The 14,767-nt window shown below is 70.4% G+C and carries 14 protein-coding genes; 5 read left to right on the forward strand and 9 right to left on the reverse strand.

All coding sequences use genetic code 11. The features are described from left to right. The first annotated feature begins 59 nt into the window (after positions 1-59). The gene (gene truA, locus ABGB14_RS26340) at positions 60-944 is read left to right on the forward strand and encodes a tRNA pseudouridine(38-40) synthase TruA (protein ID WP_347646488.1); all 885 of its coding nucleotides are present in this window, start codon (positions 60-62) and stop codon (positions 942-944) included. Here the strand turns inward: truA and ABGB14_RS26345 are convergent. The 3 genes from ABGB14_RS26345 to ABGB14_RS26355 form a co-directional block, all read right to left on the reverse strand. Beyond that, the gene (locus ABGB14_RS26345) at positions 909-3,101 is read right to left on the reverse strand and encodes a hypothetical protein (RefSeq protein WP_347646489.1); all 2,193 of its coding nucleotides are present in this window, start codon (positions 3,099-3,101) and stop codon (positions 909-911) included. The two genes, truA and ABGB14_RS26345, sit on opposite strands and share 36 nt — an antisense overlap. 101 nt (positions 3,102-3,202) lie before the next feature. After that, complete coding sequence (locus ABGB14_RS26350; protein ID WP_347646490.1) at positions 3,203-4,108, reverse strand: hypothetical protein; 906 nt, start codon at positions 4,106-4,108, stop codon at positions 3,203-3,205. 24 nt (positions 4,109-4,132) lie between these two features. Next, complete coding sequence (locus tag ABGB14_RS26355; RefSeq protein WP_347646491.1) at positions 4,133-4,831, reverse strand: CAP domain-containing protein; 699 nt, start codon at positions 4,829-4,831, stop codon at positions 4,133-4,135. Between the two features lie 371 nt (positions 4,832-5,202). Here ABGB14_RS26355 and rplM point away from each other — a divergent pair, with 371 nt between their 5' ends. The 3 genes from rplM (at position 5,203) to glmM (ending at position 7,606) form a co-directional block, all read left to right on the forward strand. Further along, positions 5,203-5,646: a 50S ribosomal protein L13 gene (gene rplM / locus ABGB14_RS26360; protein WP_132334437.1), complete on the forward strand. Its 444-nt coding sequence runs from the start codon at positions 5,203-5,205 to the stop codon at positions 5,644-5,646. A 75-nt stretch (positions 5,647-5,721) separates the two neighbouring features. Further along, positions 5,722-6,246, forward strand: coding sequence for a 30S ribosomal protein S9 (rpsI, locus tag ABGB14_RS26365; protein ID WP_347646492.1), 525 nt, complete (start codon positions 5,722-5,724; stop codon positions 6,244-6,246). Between the two features lies 1 nt (position 6,247). Further along, the gene (gene glmM, locus ABGB14_RS26370; protein ID WP_347646493.1) at positions 6,248-7,606 is read left to right on the forward strand and encodes a phosphoglucosamine mutase; all 1,359 of its coding nucleotides are present in this window, start codon (positions 6,248-6,250) and stop codon (positions 7,604-7,606) included. Positions 7,607-7,770: 164 nt separating this feature from the next. Here the strand turns inward: glmM and ABGB14_RS26375 are convergent, their stop codons facing one another. The 6 genes from ABGB14_RS26375 to coaA all read right to left on the reverse strand — a co-directional run bounded on the left by ABGB14_RS26375 (position 7,771) and on the right by coaA (position 13,194). Further along, a complete protein-coding gene (locus ABGB14_RS26375) occupies positions 7,771-8,487 on the reverse strand; it encodes an ABC transporter permease subunit (RefSeq protein WP_347646494.1) in 717 nt (238 codons plus the stop codon). After that, entirely contained in the window at positions 8,487-9,401 is a 915-nt protein-coding gene (locus ABGB14_RS26380; protein WP_347646495.1) for an ABC transporter ATP-binding protein, read from the reverse strand. Before ABGB14_RS26380 ends, ABGB14_RS26375 begins: the two co-directional genes overlap by 1 nt. Then, a complete protein-coding gene (locus tag ABGB14_RS26385; RefSeq protein WP_347646496.1) occupies positions 9,398-10,255 on the reverse strand; it encodes an ABC transporter permease in 858 nt (285 codons plus the stop codon). Before ABGB14_RS26385 ends, ABGB14_RS26380 begins: the two co-directional genes overlap by 4 nt. Further along, positions 10,248-11,156: an ABC transporter ATP-binding protein gene (locus tag ABGB14_RS26390; RefSeq protein ID WP_347646497.1), complete on the reverse strand. Its 909-nt coding sequence runs from the start codon at positions 11,154-11,156 to the stop codon at positions 10,248-10,250. The genes ABGB14_RS26385 and ABGB14_RS26390 overlap by 8 nt, the downstream gene beginning before the upstream one ends. A 39-nt stretch (positions 11,157-11,195) precedes the next feature. Continuing rightward, positions 11,196-12,122, reverse strand: coding sequence for a DUF389 domain-containing protein (locus tag ABGB14_RS26395; RefSeq protein WP_347646498.1), 927 nt, complete (start codon positions 12,120-12,122; stop codon positions 11,196-11,198). A gap of 169 nt (positions 12,123-12,291) precedes the next feature. After that, positions 12,292-13,194: a type I pantothenate kinase gene (gene coaA / locus ABGB14_RS26400; protein WP_347646729.1), complete on the reverse strand. Its 903-nt coding sequence runs from the start codon at positions 13,192-13,194 to the stop codon at positions 12,292-12,294. A gap of 160 nt (positions 13,195-13,354) precedes the next feature. On the opposite strand from coaA, the gene ABGB14_RS26405 reads away from it, so the two are divergent. Continuing rightward, on the forward strand, positions 13,355-14,767 hold the full coding sequence (locus ABGB14_RS26405; RefSeq protein WP_347646499.1) for an alkaline phosphatase PhoX: 1,413 nt from the start codon (positions 13,355-13,357) through the stop codon (positions 14,765-14,767).

Genomic DNA, 14,767 nt, shown 5'->3' on the forward strand with positions numbered 1-14,767 from the left:
AACGGGCCCGGACCCCTCTGCGGGGGTCCGGGCCCGTTCTCGTACGAAGGAGAATCATCGTGGTACGGCTCCGCCTCGACCTCGCGTACGACGGGACCGAATTCTCCGGGTGGGCACGGCAGCCGGGGCGGCGCACCGTCCAGGGCGAGATCGAGCAGGCGCTCGGCCGGATCCTGCGCCTCGGCGAGCCCGCCCAGCTGACCGTGGCCGGCCGTACCGACGCCGGGGTGCACGCGCGCGGCCAGGTGTCCCACGTGGACGTGCCGGAGGGCTCCATGGCCGAGCTGGACGGCAACAGGGGACCGCTGGGCATCGATGAGCGGCTCGCTGCGCTCGTCAGGCGGCTGGGCGGGGTTCTGCCCCCGGACGTACGCGTTCATCGGGTCTCGGTGGCCTCTGAGGGCTTCGACGCCCGGTTCTCGGCTCTCTTCCGGCGGTACGCGTACCGGGTGAGCGACGCGGTGGGCGGCGTCGATCCGCTGCGCCGCCGCGAGGTCGTCTGGCACAACCGGCCGCTGGACGACGGCGCGCTCGACGCGGCCGCCGCGCGGCTGATCGGCGAGCACGACTTCGCCGCGTTCTGCAAGAAGCGCGAAGGGGCCACGACGATCAGGGAACTGCAGCGCCTCGACTGGGTCCGCGAGCAGGACGGCACCCTTGTGGCGACCGTCGTGGCCGACGCGTTCTGCCACTCGATGGTGCGGGCGCTGGTCGGCTCCCTGCTGGCCGCCGGTGACGGGCGGCGGCCGGTGGAGTGGCCCGGTGAGGTGCTCGGCAGGGCCGTACGCGACTCGGGCGTGCACGTGGCGCCCGCGCACGGGCTCTGCCTGGAGGAGGTGGGCTACCCCCCGGACGCGGAGCTCGCCGCGCGGGCCGCGGCCACCCGGCGCGTGCGCACGCCGGCGGGCTCAGCCGCCGTTGACGCGGCGCTCGAGGACGAGTGACGTCTCGTCGCGGAACGCCCCGCTCACCTTGGGCAGCGTCCTCTCGCCGGCCGACGGGGTGTGGCCGTCGGCGTGGGTGGCGTAGCTGAAGACGAGGTAGCGGCCCCACACCAGGCCCGCCGCGTAGCCGCCCGCGACGTGCACCCGCTCGCCGCCCGAGCCCTCACCGCCGGGAAGCGGGCGGAACCAGACGTTGCGCGACAGGTTCTTCGCCTGGTCGACGGCCTCGGCCGCGGTCTTGTCAGGAAGTACGGCGATGCCCGTGGTCACCGCGTAGCGCCGTTTCCTGTCGACGTACGTGGCCCTGAGCACGCGGCTGCACTTCTGCTCCTTGAGCGCGTCGGCGAAAGCACCCATGGCCGCCTTGTCGCAGGCCGTCTCGATGCCGGCCTTGACCCGCGTGAATGTCGCGCCGGCCGCGCTCACCTTCTTGTCGGGGAACGCCTCCGACAACGACAACTTCTGCGGGTCGGTCCGCTCGGAGTCGAGCGCGGACGCGCCCTCGGCGGGTGGGGAGGCGGCCGGCTCAGAACTCGGCTGGACGGACGCGCTCGGCCGGGCGGCGGCGGTCGTCGGCGCGGGGTCGCTCACGGCCTGCCAGGCGAAGAACCCGCCGGTGGCCACACCCGCCAGGGCCAGCGCGCCGAGTGTGACGAGCAGGGCGCGCCTGCTCCTGCCCGGCGGCGCGGGAGGCGGGGGCGGGGCCTGGAACGGGGGTTGTTTGAACGCTCCAGCCGGGAAGGCGGGGCTGCCCACCGGTGGTGTGGGCGCGTCGAGCGAGACCGGTTGTCTCTGGCCCCAGGTGTCCCGGGGGAAGGGGAGATCGGGAAGTTTCTCCTCTTCTGGGGGGAGGGGCGGCCAGACGGGTACGTCGCCCGGTTCGGGCGCGCGCGCCGACGGGTCGCCGGGCTCGGACGCCCTCTCCTGACGTGCGGCGTCACGCCTGGCGGCTTTCGGGTCGAAGTAGTGGGCCGGCTTCTTGGACTTCGTGACTTCCTGCCCGACCGGGCGGGCGACGTCGTTGTGGGCGATGGGCCGGGTGTCGTCGCGTTCGGCGGCGACCGGTGCCGAAAGGGGAGGCTCGCCGGACGCGTCGCCGGTCCGGGGCTTCGCGGTGCCCGGCGGCTCTGCGACGTCCGCGTCCCCTGCGGGCTGGGCCGTGCCGGACGGGGTGGTTCCCGGGTCGCCCGCTTCGACGGGGCCGGGGGTGGTGGCTCGGGGTGCTTCTGGCCGGTCGGCGCCGGGCCGGGGGACTTCGGCCTGATCGGTTTCCGGGTGGCCCGCGTCGGCCGGGCGGGTGAAGCCCTCCGGGTCGGTGGCGTTCGGGTCGAAGGAGGCGGGCAGGGGGCCGGGCTCGTCGGGGTCGGGGTCGGCCACGAGCTCGCCGGTGGCGGCCGGCCACGGCGGCATGGCGTGGGGGTCGCCGGCGGGCGCGGGCCACACGGGCATGCCGGCCGCGGCGGCGGTGAACGCGGGTGGCGGCTCCCACGGCGGCGCGCTGGGCACCACCGGCTTGGCGGGCCAGCGGCCGGTCTCCTCCGGAGCGTCCCACGCCGGTGGGTCCTGCGCCTGCGGACCTCGTCCCTGTGCGTCCTGTTCGTGTGCGGACTGCATGCGCTCGGCCGGGGACCGGCGGGCCGTGGTGTGACCGGGGCGCGCGGGATCGGCCTGCTCGCGAGCGGTCCGCGGGCCGCTGAGGAGCTCACGCGCGGCCGAAGGGCGGCCGGGGAACGCCTGGTGGGCGTGCGGATGGTCGCCCCATTCCTGGTCGGCGGGGTCGACGCCGGTGTGGTCGGCGAACCAGTCGTAGGGCGCGGTGTCGTCGCCCGACACCTCCCACGGTTGGGCACCCGGCCGGTCGTCAGGCGCCGGCAGGTCGGGTGGCGGGCCCTGGAAGACGGGAATGGCGGGGCGCGCCCTGGTCGCCGCCGCTTCGCCGGAAGCGGCTCCGGTCGATGGGGTGCCGTAGGGGGCGCCGCCGTAAGGGATGCCGGTAGTGGTGTCGGATGGGGTGCCGGATGGGGTGCCGGATGGGGTGAACGCCGGTGGAACGTCTCGCCCGTCGGTCTGGCCGAAGCTCGGCGGTGGCGTCGCTGGTGCGGCCGAGTTGTCGGCTTCCCTGCGATCGTGCTCAGACCCGGGTTCCTGGCCACGCATAGGGCGAGCCTAGCGAGAGAGACGAGATCGTTACGTCGGTATGAGCGTTCCCGAAAGGATCCGGCATCCCGTTTGGGGCGTTACGCGCGCGAAGACGGGTTTCAGATTCGCGGGCTTCCGGTGACCGACCGGTTGTCCAGCGCCTCGAACACCGTGGCCTTGGTGATGTCGTTCACGGCGGCGAAGAGCTGCTTGCTGCCCTTGTTGTCGGGCTTTGTGCCGTCCTTGTTCTGGAACCACACCATGATCGCGTAGTGTCCGTGCGTCAGGATCCTGGTGCCGCCACTGCCCGAGCCGATGAACTTGGTGACACTGTCCTTACCCGCCAGCGGTTTGACGTAGTTTTCCGTGTCGCCGACCTTGGCCACCTTGCTCGCGGCCTTGGTGCTGGTGAGGTTGGCCACGCCGATCGTGCCGATCACCTTGCCCGCCTTGTCGCGGAAGCTGGCGCGGACGAGCTGGGTGCACTTGCCGGACTTGAGCGCCTTCTTGAGATCGTCGCCCAGGGCGCCGTCGGAGCACTTCTTGTCCTTCTTGGTGATCGTCCGCTCGTACGAACGCTTCGACACGGTGATCTTCTTCTTGCTGCCGAAGATCTCCTTCACCGAGATCGGGTCGGGGTCCGTGGAACGGCTGGCGGCGAAGCCGTACTCGCCGGGAGGCGCGGACGGCAGGGGCGCGGCGGTCATGCGGGGCCTGCCGGTTTCGGTGGCGACGGGGTCGTCGGCGTTCCACATGAGCACCAGGCCGCCGCCGAGCAGGCCGAGCACGGCCACGCCGCTGATCGCGAACCACAACGGGGCACGCGAGCGCGAGCCCTCGTCGTACGGACTCCACCCGACCTTGCTCTGCGGGCTCTTCGGCGCCTGCTCCTGGGGCTCGCCGGCGGCGCGTTCCTTGCGGCGCGGGCGGCGGAAGGCGCTGCCCGGCTCCTCGGGCGCGTTCCCCATCCCGTAGGGGGCGCCGCCCGATCCGCTCTCACGTTCCCCGTTGCCGTTGGAAACCATGGGGCGACATTACCGTGATGTTCGTCATCGGGTTCCGAAGTCCTGGGTCCACCACGGGCCGTTGGGGCCGTCGGCGACGCCGACGCCGATGGCCTTCAGCCGGCAGTCGAGGATGTTCCTGCGGTGGTCGCGGCTGTCCAGCCAGCCGCGTACGGCCTCGTCGGGCGTGGTGTAGCCGGCGCCGATGTTCTCGGCGGCGCCCCAGTGGTATCCCGCGCGCTCCATGCGGTCCCACGGGGAGCCGCCGTCGGGGGAGTTGTGCACGAGCCGACCGGTGCGGGCCATCTCCAGCGAGTGCGTACGGGCGGAGCGGGTGAGCCCGCGGTCGACCCTGAGCGCCCCGCACCCATGCCTGACCCTGGCGGCGTTGGTGAGCGAGACGACCCTGGACGCCATGCCCGCCATGACGCGCACGCCCTCGCCGTCGCTGCGGAGCTCGGCGGAGCCGTCGCCGTCGCTGGTGAACCCGGGAATCTGCCCGTCGGGCTTCTTGGTGACCTTGGGGGTCGTCCTGCCGCGCGGCGTGGGTCTGGTCGTGATCTCCCTGGGGATCCGCTGGGCGTGCGGCCGGGCCTTCTTCGAAGCCTTGGGCGTGGCGTGGCCGGTGGCGGCCGCGGGCGGGACGGTCTCTTCGAGGTAGACGTGGCGGGCGGGCTCGGCGTCGTCGGTCAGCCGGCCGATCAGCACGCCCGTGAACAGGACCGCCATCAGGCAGGTCAGCACACCCAGGTGATTCCGGCGCCGAGCGCCCCGCTGGGTTGGCCGGGTGTGAGAGTTCTGCCACATACCGCCATCAACGATAGGGATGTCTGGTCCTGGGAAAGAAGAGGTCCCAGGGAAACGAAATCGAACCGTTCTGCGGTCGGGTAGACTCGTCCGAGGTTACCGGTCTTTTGACCAGCGCGCCTCCGGGCGGGTAGCCTAATCGTTCGTTGTGTGCATAGGTCCAGCGTGACCAATGCGCGGCGCGTCCGGCGTCATCTCCCGTGTTGCGGAGACGGAAGGTCCGGGCCGTCGTGTGCCCGCACCGACCGACCAATGTTGCTGTCGCATCCGACAGCGCCGAAGACGCGAGCATAAAGAAGGCTACGACCGTGCGCACGTACTCACCGAAGCCCGCCGACGTCCAGCGTCAGTGGTACGTCATCGACGCGACCGATGTCGTGCTGGGCCGGCTGGCCAGCCACGTCGCGACCCTGCTCCGCGGCAAGCACAAGCCGATCTTCGCCAACCACGTCGACACCGGTGACTTCGTCATCGTCATCAACGCGGACAAGATCGCGCTGAGCGGCAACAAGCTCGAGCAGAAGAAGGCGTACCGTCACTCGGGTTACCCGGGCGGTCTGCGTTCCGTCAGCTATGGCGAGCTCATGGAGAAGCGGCCGGAGAAGGCCGTCGAGAAGGCCGTCAAGGGCATGCTGCCGAAAAACTCCCTGGGCCGGAAGATGGCGAAGAAGCTGAAGGTCTACGCGGGCTCCGAGCACCCGCACCAGGCCCAGCAGCCGGTGCCGTTCGAGATCAGCCAGATCGCCCAGTAAGTAGACCCGCGGGGGAGACCCCGTCGCATGCCCCCGCAAGGGGTAGCGCCGAGTTTCGAAAGTAAGAGGAGAACCGTGGCTGAGCCCACCGGTGTCGAGACGGCCGTCGAGACGGCCGAGGCGGAGGACTTCTCCAGCGAGGAGTTCCCGTCCGAATACACCACAGAATCCACCGCCAGCGCTGACGCTCCCGTGCGCAAGCCCGTCACCACGGGCAACTCGTACGGCACCGGCCGCCGCAAGGAGGCGATCGCCCGCGTGCGCATCGTCCCCGGCACCGGTAAGTGGACGATCAACGGTCGTTCGCTGGACGTCTACTTCCCGAACAAGGTCCACCAGCAGATCGTCAACGAGCCGTTCGTGGTGCTCGGCGCCGAGGAGGCGTTCGACGTCATCGCGCGCATCGACGGCGGCGGCGTCACCGGTCAGGCCGGCGCCCTGCGCATGGGCCTGTCCCGCGCCCTGGCGATCCTGGACGTCGACGTCAACCGCCCGCCGCTGAAGAAGGCCGGCTTCCTCACCCGTGACGCCCGCGCCACGGAGCGGAAGAAGTACGGCCTCAAGAAGGCCCGCAAGGCTCCGCAGTACAGCAAGCGCTGAGTTGGCGCGCCTTTTCGGCACCGACGGGGTACGCGGGGTCGCGGGTCGCGACCTCACGGCGGAGCTCGCCATGGACCTTTCGGTCGCGGCGGCTCATGTCCTCGGCGATGCGGGCGCGTTCTCCGCTACCGGCCCCAGCCGTAAGAGCAGGCCGGTAGCGGTCGTAGGCCGGGACCCACGCGCCTCGGGAGAGTTTCTCGAGGCCGCGGTGGTCGCCGGCCTCGCGGCGTCTGGAGTGGACGTGCTGCGCCTCGGCGTGCTGCCCACCCCGGCCGTCGCCCACCTCACGGCCGCGCTCGGCGCCGACCTCGGCGTCATGTTGTCGGCGTCGCACAACCCGGCGCCCGACAACGGCATCAAGTTCCTGGCCCGTGGCGGCTTCAAGCTGTCCGACGCGGTCGAGGACGAGATCGAGCGGCGGCTGGGCGAGGAGTGGAGCTTTCCCGTCGGCTCGGCCGTGGGCCGCGTGCGCGACGCGTACGGTGAGGCCGACCGCTACATCTCCCACGTGCTGACCACGATGAGCGCCTCACTCGACGGCCTCGACATCGTGGTCGACTGCGCGCACGGCGCCGCCCACATGGTGGCGCCCGAGGCGCTCGTCCGCGCGGGGGCCAGGGTCGAGGCCATCGGCTCCAGGCCTGACGGGCTCAACATCAACGCCGGCCACGGCTCGACCCACCTGGACAAGCTCCAGCAGGTGGTCGTCTCGCGCGGCGCCGACCTGGGCGTGGCCTACGACGGCGACGCCGACCGTTGCCTGGCCGTCGACCACACCGGCTCGATCATCGACGGCGACCGCATCATGGCCGTGCTCGCCGCTGCCATGCACGGCGAGGGGCTGCTGGCGAAGGACACCGTGGTCGCGACCGTGATGTCCAACCTCGGTTTCAAGCTGGCGATGCGCGACGCGGGCATCACCGTGGTCGAGACCGCCGTCGGTGACCGCTACGTGCTGGAGCGCATGAAGCACAACGGATACAACCTCGGCGGCGAGCAGTCAGGCCACGTCATCATGCTCGACCACGCCACCACCGGCGACGGCCTGCTCACCTCGCTCCACCTGCTGGGCGTGGTGGCCAGGACGGGCGTGCCGCTGAAGGAGCTGGCCTCGGTGATGACGCCGCTGCCGCAGATCCTGATCAACGTCAAGGACGTCGACAAGGGCAAGGCCTCCGTGCCCGAGCTCGTCGCCGCCGTCCAGCAGGCGGAGGCCGAGCTGGGGGAGACGGGGCGGGTGCTGATCAGGCCGAGCGGCACCGAGCCGATGATCCGGGTCATGGTCGAGGCCGCGTCGGAGGAGCACGCCACCCTGGTGGCCGGCCGCCTCGCCGACGTGGTGCGCACGTCCTGCGTCTGAAGGTTTCTCACGTCGGGTACGGCACGCGGTGCCGTACCCGACGCTCATGAGCGGGACCTGAGCTGCGCGTCCCGCCCGCCAGGCAACCGCGCGATATGGTTGCCGGCCCCGATCACTGTGGTCACGGGGCTCAGACGGCAGTCGCGGGAGCAGATCAAAGGTGTCTACTCGTCGCCGGTGAGGGAGAAGGCCCGCAGCCTGCGGCCCGCCCAGAAGACGGCGGCGACCGTGACGATGATCAGCGCCGGCACGGCGAAGCCGAGCGTCACGTCGGCCTTGAGGAACGCCGAGTCGGAGATCTGGTCGGCGATCGACTTGCCCCACTGCTGGATCGAGAACTTGCGGGCACCCGGCAGGAACCCGCCCACCAGGGTCTCCCACACCAGGGCGTAGATGATGCCGATCGCCACCGCGTGCCGCGTCAGGACGCCCAGCAGGAGGAAGACGGCTGCGTAGGCGATGCCGGCCAGCAGCGCCCCCAGGGCGAACCCCGAGGCGATGCCGTCCTCGTTGCTGACCAGGAGCCAGGCCGACACGTACGTCGGGATCGCCCCGAACACGGCCAGCAGCGACGCCGCCACCAGGAACTTCGTCCGGATGATGACAGGGCGGGAGATCGGCTTGGACAGCAGGTGGATGATGGTGCCGTCGTCGATCTCCGGGGCGATGACGCCCGTGCCCGCGATCAGGCCCAGGAGGGGCAGCATCGTGTTGATCGCGAAGTTGTCCATCAGCAGCATGGCCGAGCGCTGGCCGGTCTCGCCGAACAGGCGCAGCAGCACCGCCAGGGCGATGAGACCCAGCGGCAGCACCAGCAGCAGGATGATGCGCCGGCGGCCCAGCAGGGCGCGGTACGTGATGCCCGCGACCACGGTGTTCATCAGGTGCTCCTGGTGATGAGGTAGGAGAAGACACTTTCCAGGTCCTCGTCCGCGGGGGAGATCTGGTGCAGGTGCACGCCTTCCTCCTTGGCGACCCTGGGGAGGAGCCGGGCGAAACGGCGGAACTCGGTGGCCTGGACCTCCAGGCCGTCGGGGCGGAGGGTGATGCCGCCGGCCGAGGGGTCGCGGATGAGCGCGGCTGCGAGCTTCCTGTCGTCGCTCGAACGGATCATGAACAGGTGCGGCCGGTCGGTCATCAGGCGGCGGATCTCGCGGAAGTTTCCCGAGGCCGCGTGGCGGCCCGCCACCAGGACCTCGATGTGCTGGGCTACCCGCTCGACCTCCTCCAGGATGTGGGAGCTGAACAGGATCGTCTTGCCCCCCGCGCCCATGGAGCGGATGAGGTCCATCAGCTGGAGGCGCTGGCGGGGGTCCATGCCGTTGAACGGCTCGTCGAGCAGCAGCACCGGCGGGTCGTGGACGAGCGCCGCGGCGACCTTGACGCGCTGGCGCATGCCCTTCGAGTACGTCTCGACGCGGCGGTCCTTCGGCTCCTCCATCTCGACGGTGGCCAGGGCTTTGCGGGCGGCTTCCGCGGGGTCGGGCAGGCCGTGGAGCCGGGCGGCGGAGAGCACGAACTGCCAGCCGGTCAGGAAGCCGTACACGCCCTCACGTTCCGGAACGAGGCCGATATTTCGGTAAATGCGGTGGTTCTTCCAGACCTTGGTCCCGTCCAGCGTGACCGAGCCGCCCGAAGGGGCCAGGAAGCCCGCCATCATGTGCAGGAGCGTCGACTTGCCCGCGCCGTTGGGCCCGAGCAGGCCGGTGACGCCTGGGCCGATCGTCATCGTCACGTCGTTGACCGCCACCACGTTGCCGTACCAGCGGGAGACCTGCGAGAGCTCGATCTTCATCGCGCGGCCGCCTTCCTGTAGCGCAGCGCGAGGGCGGCCAGCCCGGCGCAGATCAGCACGACGAGGATCGCCGCCGAGGCGGGGCCGTTCGGGTAGTCGCCCTCGATGGAGTGGGGCGGCGTGCCGAACACCCACGACTGCACGGAGTCGACCAGCCAGAACGGGTTGATCAGCCAGGCCCAGGCGGCCTGCGACTCGTTGCCGGTGGAGGCCAGCGTGCCGTAGATCACCGGGACAGCCGCGAACGACAGCAGGTAGACGGTGATCACCGACGCCACGCCGAGTCCGCGCCGGGGCGTGAACGAGGCCAGTGCGAGGCCGAAGGCCGACAGGAGCAGCGCCAGCACGAGCGCCATGGTCATGGAGCCGGCGTATTCGCCGGTGGCCGGCGGGCCGGGGAGGTCGATCACCAGTTCGCCCACGTACATCAGCGTGAGCGGCGCGGCGACCAGCAGGAACACCGCCGCGGTCATCGCGGCGACCTTGGCCCCGACGTACTCGTTGATCGCCACGGGCCGTGACAGGTAGAGCGGCAGCACGCGGTAGCGCAGGTCGGGGGCGACGACGGTGGGGGCCTGCGAGGCCAGGAAGATCGCCACCACGGCCTGCATGATGACCGCGTAGCCGCTGTAGGGGATCTCGCTTCTCCTGAGCAGGGCCATCAGCGCGATGTTGACGATCGCCGGCACCAGCATGATGGTGGCCAGGGAGAACGGCATGATCTTGCTGCGGGCCGGGCGGCCGAGGCCGAAGATGCCGCGCAGGCTGTGCAGGGTCAGGGCCCTGGTGGCGTAGCCGCGGCCGAGCCGGGGGCCGTCGTAGTGCCGGTAGCCGATGTCGTAAATTTCAGACACTTGTGCTCTCCTCCCGGAAGACGTCCTCGATGCGGTGACGTCCCTGTTCCAGGCGGATGAGGCAGAGGTCCAGGTCGACGGCGGCGTCGCGGATGGCGTCGTACGTCTCGGGCCCGAGCACCTTGACCACCAGCATGCGGCCCTGTGGCGAGACGGTCTGGCCGTCGCCGGTCAGGCGGGCGGTCAGCGCGTCAAGGCCCTCGTCGACCTCGACCGTGACGGTCTGCGTCGCCTGGGTGAACTCGCCGATCGTCGAGGAACGCAGCAGCCGCCCCGCGTCGATGACGATCACGTGGTCGCAGATGCGCTCCAGCTCGCCCAGCAGGTGGGAGGTGACGAGCACGCTGATGCCGAACTCGGTGCCGATGCGCCGGATCAGCGTCAGCATCTCGTCGCGGCCGCGTGGGTCGAGCCCGTTGGTGGGCTCGTCGAGGAAGATCAGTTTCGGGTCGTGGACCAGGGCCTGGGCCAGCTTGACCCGCTGCTTCATGCCGGTCGAGTAGCCGCCGACGGGACGGTAGCGCTCTTCCGCCAGGCCGACGTGGCGCAGGACGTCGGCGGCGCGCTCGCGGGCCGCCGTGCGCGGCAGCCCGGACATCTGGGCGAGGTGGACGACTAATTCGGTGGCGGAGACGTCGGGCGGAAGACACTCGTGCTCGGGCATGTAGCCGACGAGCCTGCGGATCTCCGCGCCCTGCGCGGTCACGTCCAGATCGAGCACCCGCGCGGTGCCGCCGGAGGGCGGCAGCAGACCGAGCAGGATCTTGATCAGTGTCGACTTGCCCGCGCCGTTCGCCCCGACCAGGCCGGTGACACCGGGCCCCACGGTGACGGAGAGCTGATCGACCGCCGTGACGGTGGGAAAGCGCTTGGTCAGCCCCTCGGTAGCGAGGATGTGCATGTGCCGGACACTACCGGGCGATCAGCGCCGTGGCCTCGTTCAGACGGATGAACGGCGTCCTACTTGAGGCCAGAATTTCCGCTGGACCATCAGGGTCGTGGTGCCCGCCAGGATCATGCCGGCCACGTTCATCGACAGCTGCGACACCGAGCCCGCGACCTGCGCCCACTGGCCGAGCGCGAGCGCGACGGCCAGGTAGCCGGCGGCGGGCACCGTGGTGACCGAGATGAAGACGCCGATCAGGGCCGTCGACTTGCCCGCCGTGATCGACAGCACTCCGGCCACGCCCGCGAGCAGCGCCACGATGAACGACCACCGGTCGGGCGTGACGATGAACCTGACCTCCTCGCCGGTGGCGAGGTCGCCGGGGCCGATCCAGCCGAGCCAGTGGGAGACGAGCGCGCAGGCGAAGGTGACGGCGATCGCCGCCGCGAACCCCGTGATCAACGTACGGAGCGCGTGGACGACCAGCCGCCACCTGCGGCGCAGCAGGCCGAAGCAGACGGCCGCGATCGGGCCGAACTCCGGGCTGAGCACCATCCCGCCGATGATGAGGATGACGGAGTTCTGCAGCACGCCGATGCCCGCCAATTGCGTGGCGATGGCGAGGAAGACCAGGAACGCCCACGTGATGCCGGACTCGCCCTGCACCCGGTGCGCGAACTCCTCCCAGATGACCGCGTCGTCGGGCTCGCCCGGCGCCTCCTCGACCGCCTCCTCCGCCGTCCTGGACAACGACAGGTCGACGTGCTCGATGGCGATCGAGCCCTCCTTCTCCAGCCACTTGAGCCGGCCCAGCACCTCGTTGGCCGACTCCCTGGCGGCGTCGCAGAGGATCACGTCGCCGCTCGGCAGGCGGGCCGCCCCGGAGAGGACGACGATGTTGGTGACGCCAGGGCAGTCCTCCAACACCGCCGTCACCTCCTCCGCGCGTGAGGGCGGGCTGATCAGCCGTAGATGGAGCATCCGGCCATTGTCGTCGATCGGACGTTGACGTGGTTTTGACACGTGTGCGCGAGGGTTTCCCGCATGTGCCGCTTCAGCTGCCACGACCACGGTGAGGAGTGCTGGTTCGCCGGCATCGACGACCAGGAGTGCGGGGGCAGGTTCGCGCGTTACCTGTACGAGGAGGCGTTCAGGTCTGGCGAAGCCGTACGCGCTGCACCGAGTGATCGGCGCCCTTCTTGAGCACGAGGTCGGCGCGGCCTCTGGTGGGGGCGATGTTCTCGACGAGGTTACGTTCGTTGATGTCGCGCCAGACGTTGACCGCGAAGTCCGTGGCCTCGTCGTACGACAGCTCCGCGATGTGCCGGAAGTACGACTTCGGGTCCTCGAAAGCGGTCCGGCGAAGCTTGTGGAACCGTTCGACGTACCAGGTGCGGATGTCCTCGACCTTGGCGTCGACGTAGATGGAGAAGTCGAAGTAGTCGTTGACGGCGAGGGAGGTGGGTGGGGCGGGCTGGAGGACGTTGAGGCCCTCGATGATCAAAATGTCCGGACTTTTCACGGTCTGGTGTGCGCCGGGGACGATGTCGTACTCGAGGTGGCTGTAGACCGGCGCCCGCGTCGCCGCCGCCCCGGCCTTGACCTCCGCCACGAACCTGACCAGCGCCCGCCGGTCATAACTCTCGGGGAAGCCCTTGCGATGCATGATGCCCTTCTTCTCCAGCACCGCGTTCGGGTGGAGGAAGCTGTCGGTGGTGACCAGTTCCACGTGCATGTGCTCGGGCCAGCGGGCGAGCAGGGTGTGCAGCAGCCGCGCCGTCGTCGACTTGCCGACCGCGACGCTGCCCGCGATGCCCAGGATGTACGGCACCCGCTGCTCGTCACGCCCGAGGAAGGCGCTCAGCACGCTGCTGCGCTGTTTGGACCCGGTGAAGTGCAGGTTCAGCAGCCGGGTCAGCGGGAGGTAGATGTCGGTGACTTCGGTGAGGTCGATGGGGTCGTCGACGCCGCGCAGCTCTTCCAGCTCGTCTGCGGTGAGAGTCAAGGGCGTGTTCTTGCGGAGCTCGCTCCACTGCTCCCTGCTCAGTTCCACGTAGCCGTTGTTCACCTAGGCAGCGTAGCGATGGAGGAAAGAGCGGATCTTGGCGGGTCCTGACCGGTCGTCCACAGGTTGTGGACGACGGCCGGAGATTACCGCTGATTCCGGTATGCGAAGGTTTGTCGAGGGCTACTGTTGCTGGCGGGAGGCTTCCGTGGACCGTCGTCGTTTCATCACCAGCGTGGTCGCCGCTGCCGGCGTCGCGGGCCCCTTCGCCGGGGTCGCCTGCGCGGGCGCCCAGGGAGGGGCGAAGCCGGTCCGCGCGTACGGGCCGCCGCGTCCCGTGAAGGATCTTCGTGACGGCAAGGTGCGCCTGCACCTGCCCGGCGGGTTCAAGTACCGCTCGTTCAGCCCCGCCGGCGACCGGTTCGGCGACGGCTCGGCCGTGCCCGGCAGGCACGACGGCATGGCGGCCTTCGCCGGCCCCGGGGGCAGCGCCGTCCTGGTCCGCAACCATGAGGTCAACGGGCCTGTCGGCGCGTTCGGCGACAAGGGCAGGGCGTACGACCCCATGGCAGGGGGAGGCACCTCGACGCTGCAGGTCACCCGCTACGGAGAGGTGATCAAGAGCGGCCCCTCGCTCAGCGGCACCATGATGAACTGCTCGGGCGGCCCCATGTCGTGGGGGGCCTGGGTGACCTGCGAGGAGACGGTCAACGGCCCCGACGTGGGCGACGACTTCTCCGGCGGCGACAACTCCAAGCTCACCCGCCCGCACGGCTACATCTTCGAGGTGCCGCTCGACCGCCCCGCCGCCGCCCGGCCGATCAGGTCCGCGGGGCGTTTCCCGCACGAGTCGGCCGCCTTCGACCCGTCCACGGGCGCGATCTACCTCACCGAGGACAACTTCGGCTTCCCGTCCGGCTTCTACCGCTACCTCCCGCCCAGACATCCCGCTGTGGCGGGGCGGCTGCTCGACGGCGGCAGGCTGCAGATGCTCGCCGTCAAGGGCGCCAAGCGCAAGGATCTGTCCGAGGGCCAGGAGCCGGGCGCCTCGTACGCCACCACGTGGGTGGACATCGACGACCCCGATCCCCGCTTCACGGGCACGCCGTCCAACGACGACGCCGTCCAGGCGGTGGGCCGGCAGGGCAGGGCGGCCGGCGCGGCGATCTTCTCCCGGCTGGAGGGCGCGGTCTACCACCAGGGGACGGTCTACTTCGTCTCGACGCAGGGCGGGGCCACCGCGTCCGGTGACACGCCGCCCGACGGGTTCGGCAAGGGACGGGGACAGGTGTGGGCGTACGAGACGTGGAGCGGCCGGCTCAAGCTCGCCTACGAGTCGCCGCGCTCGGAGGTGCTCGACCTTCCCGACAACGTGACGGTCAGCCGCCGCGGCACGCTGGTGTTGTGCGAGGACGGCGACGGCGCCAACTACCTGCGCGGGCTCAGCAGGGCAGGGGAGATCTTCGACTTCTGCCGCCTGGAGCCGATCCCCGGCGACGCGGGAGCCGAGTTCGCCGGCTCCACGTTCGGGCCCGGCGGCCACACGCTCTACGTCAACATCCAGGCCGAACACGGCATGTCGATCGCCATCTGGGGGCCCTGGGAGAAGGGGCTGTTCTAG

It is taken from the genome of Nonomuraea sp. B10E15 (assembly GCF_039871615.1).
Taxonomy (GTDB): Bacteria; Actinomycetota; Actinomycetes; order Streptosporangiales; family Streptosporangiaceae; genus Nonomuraea.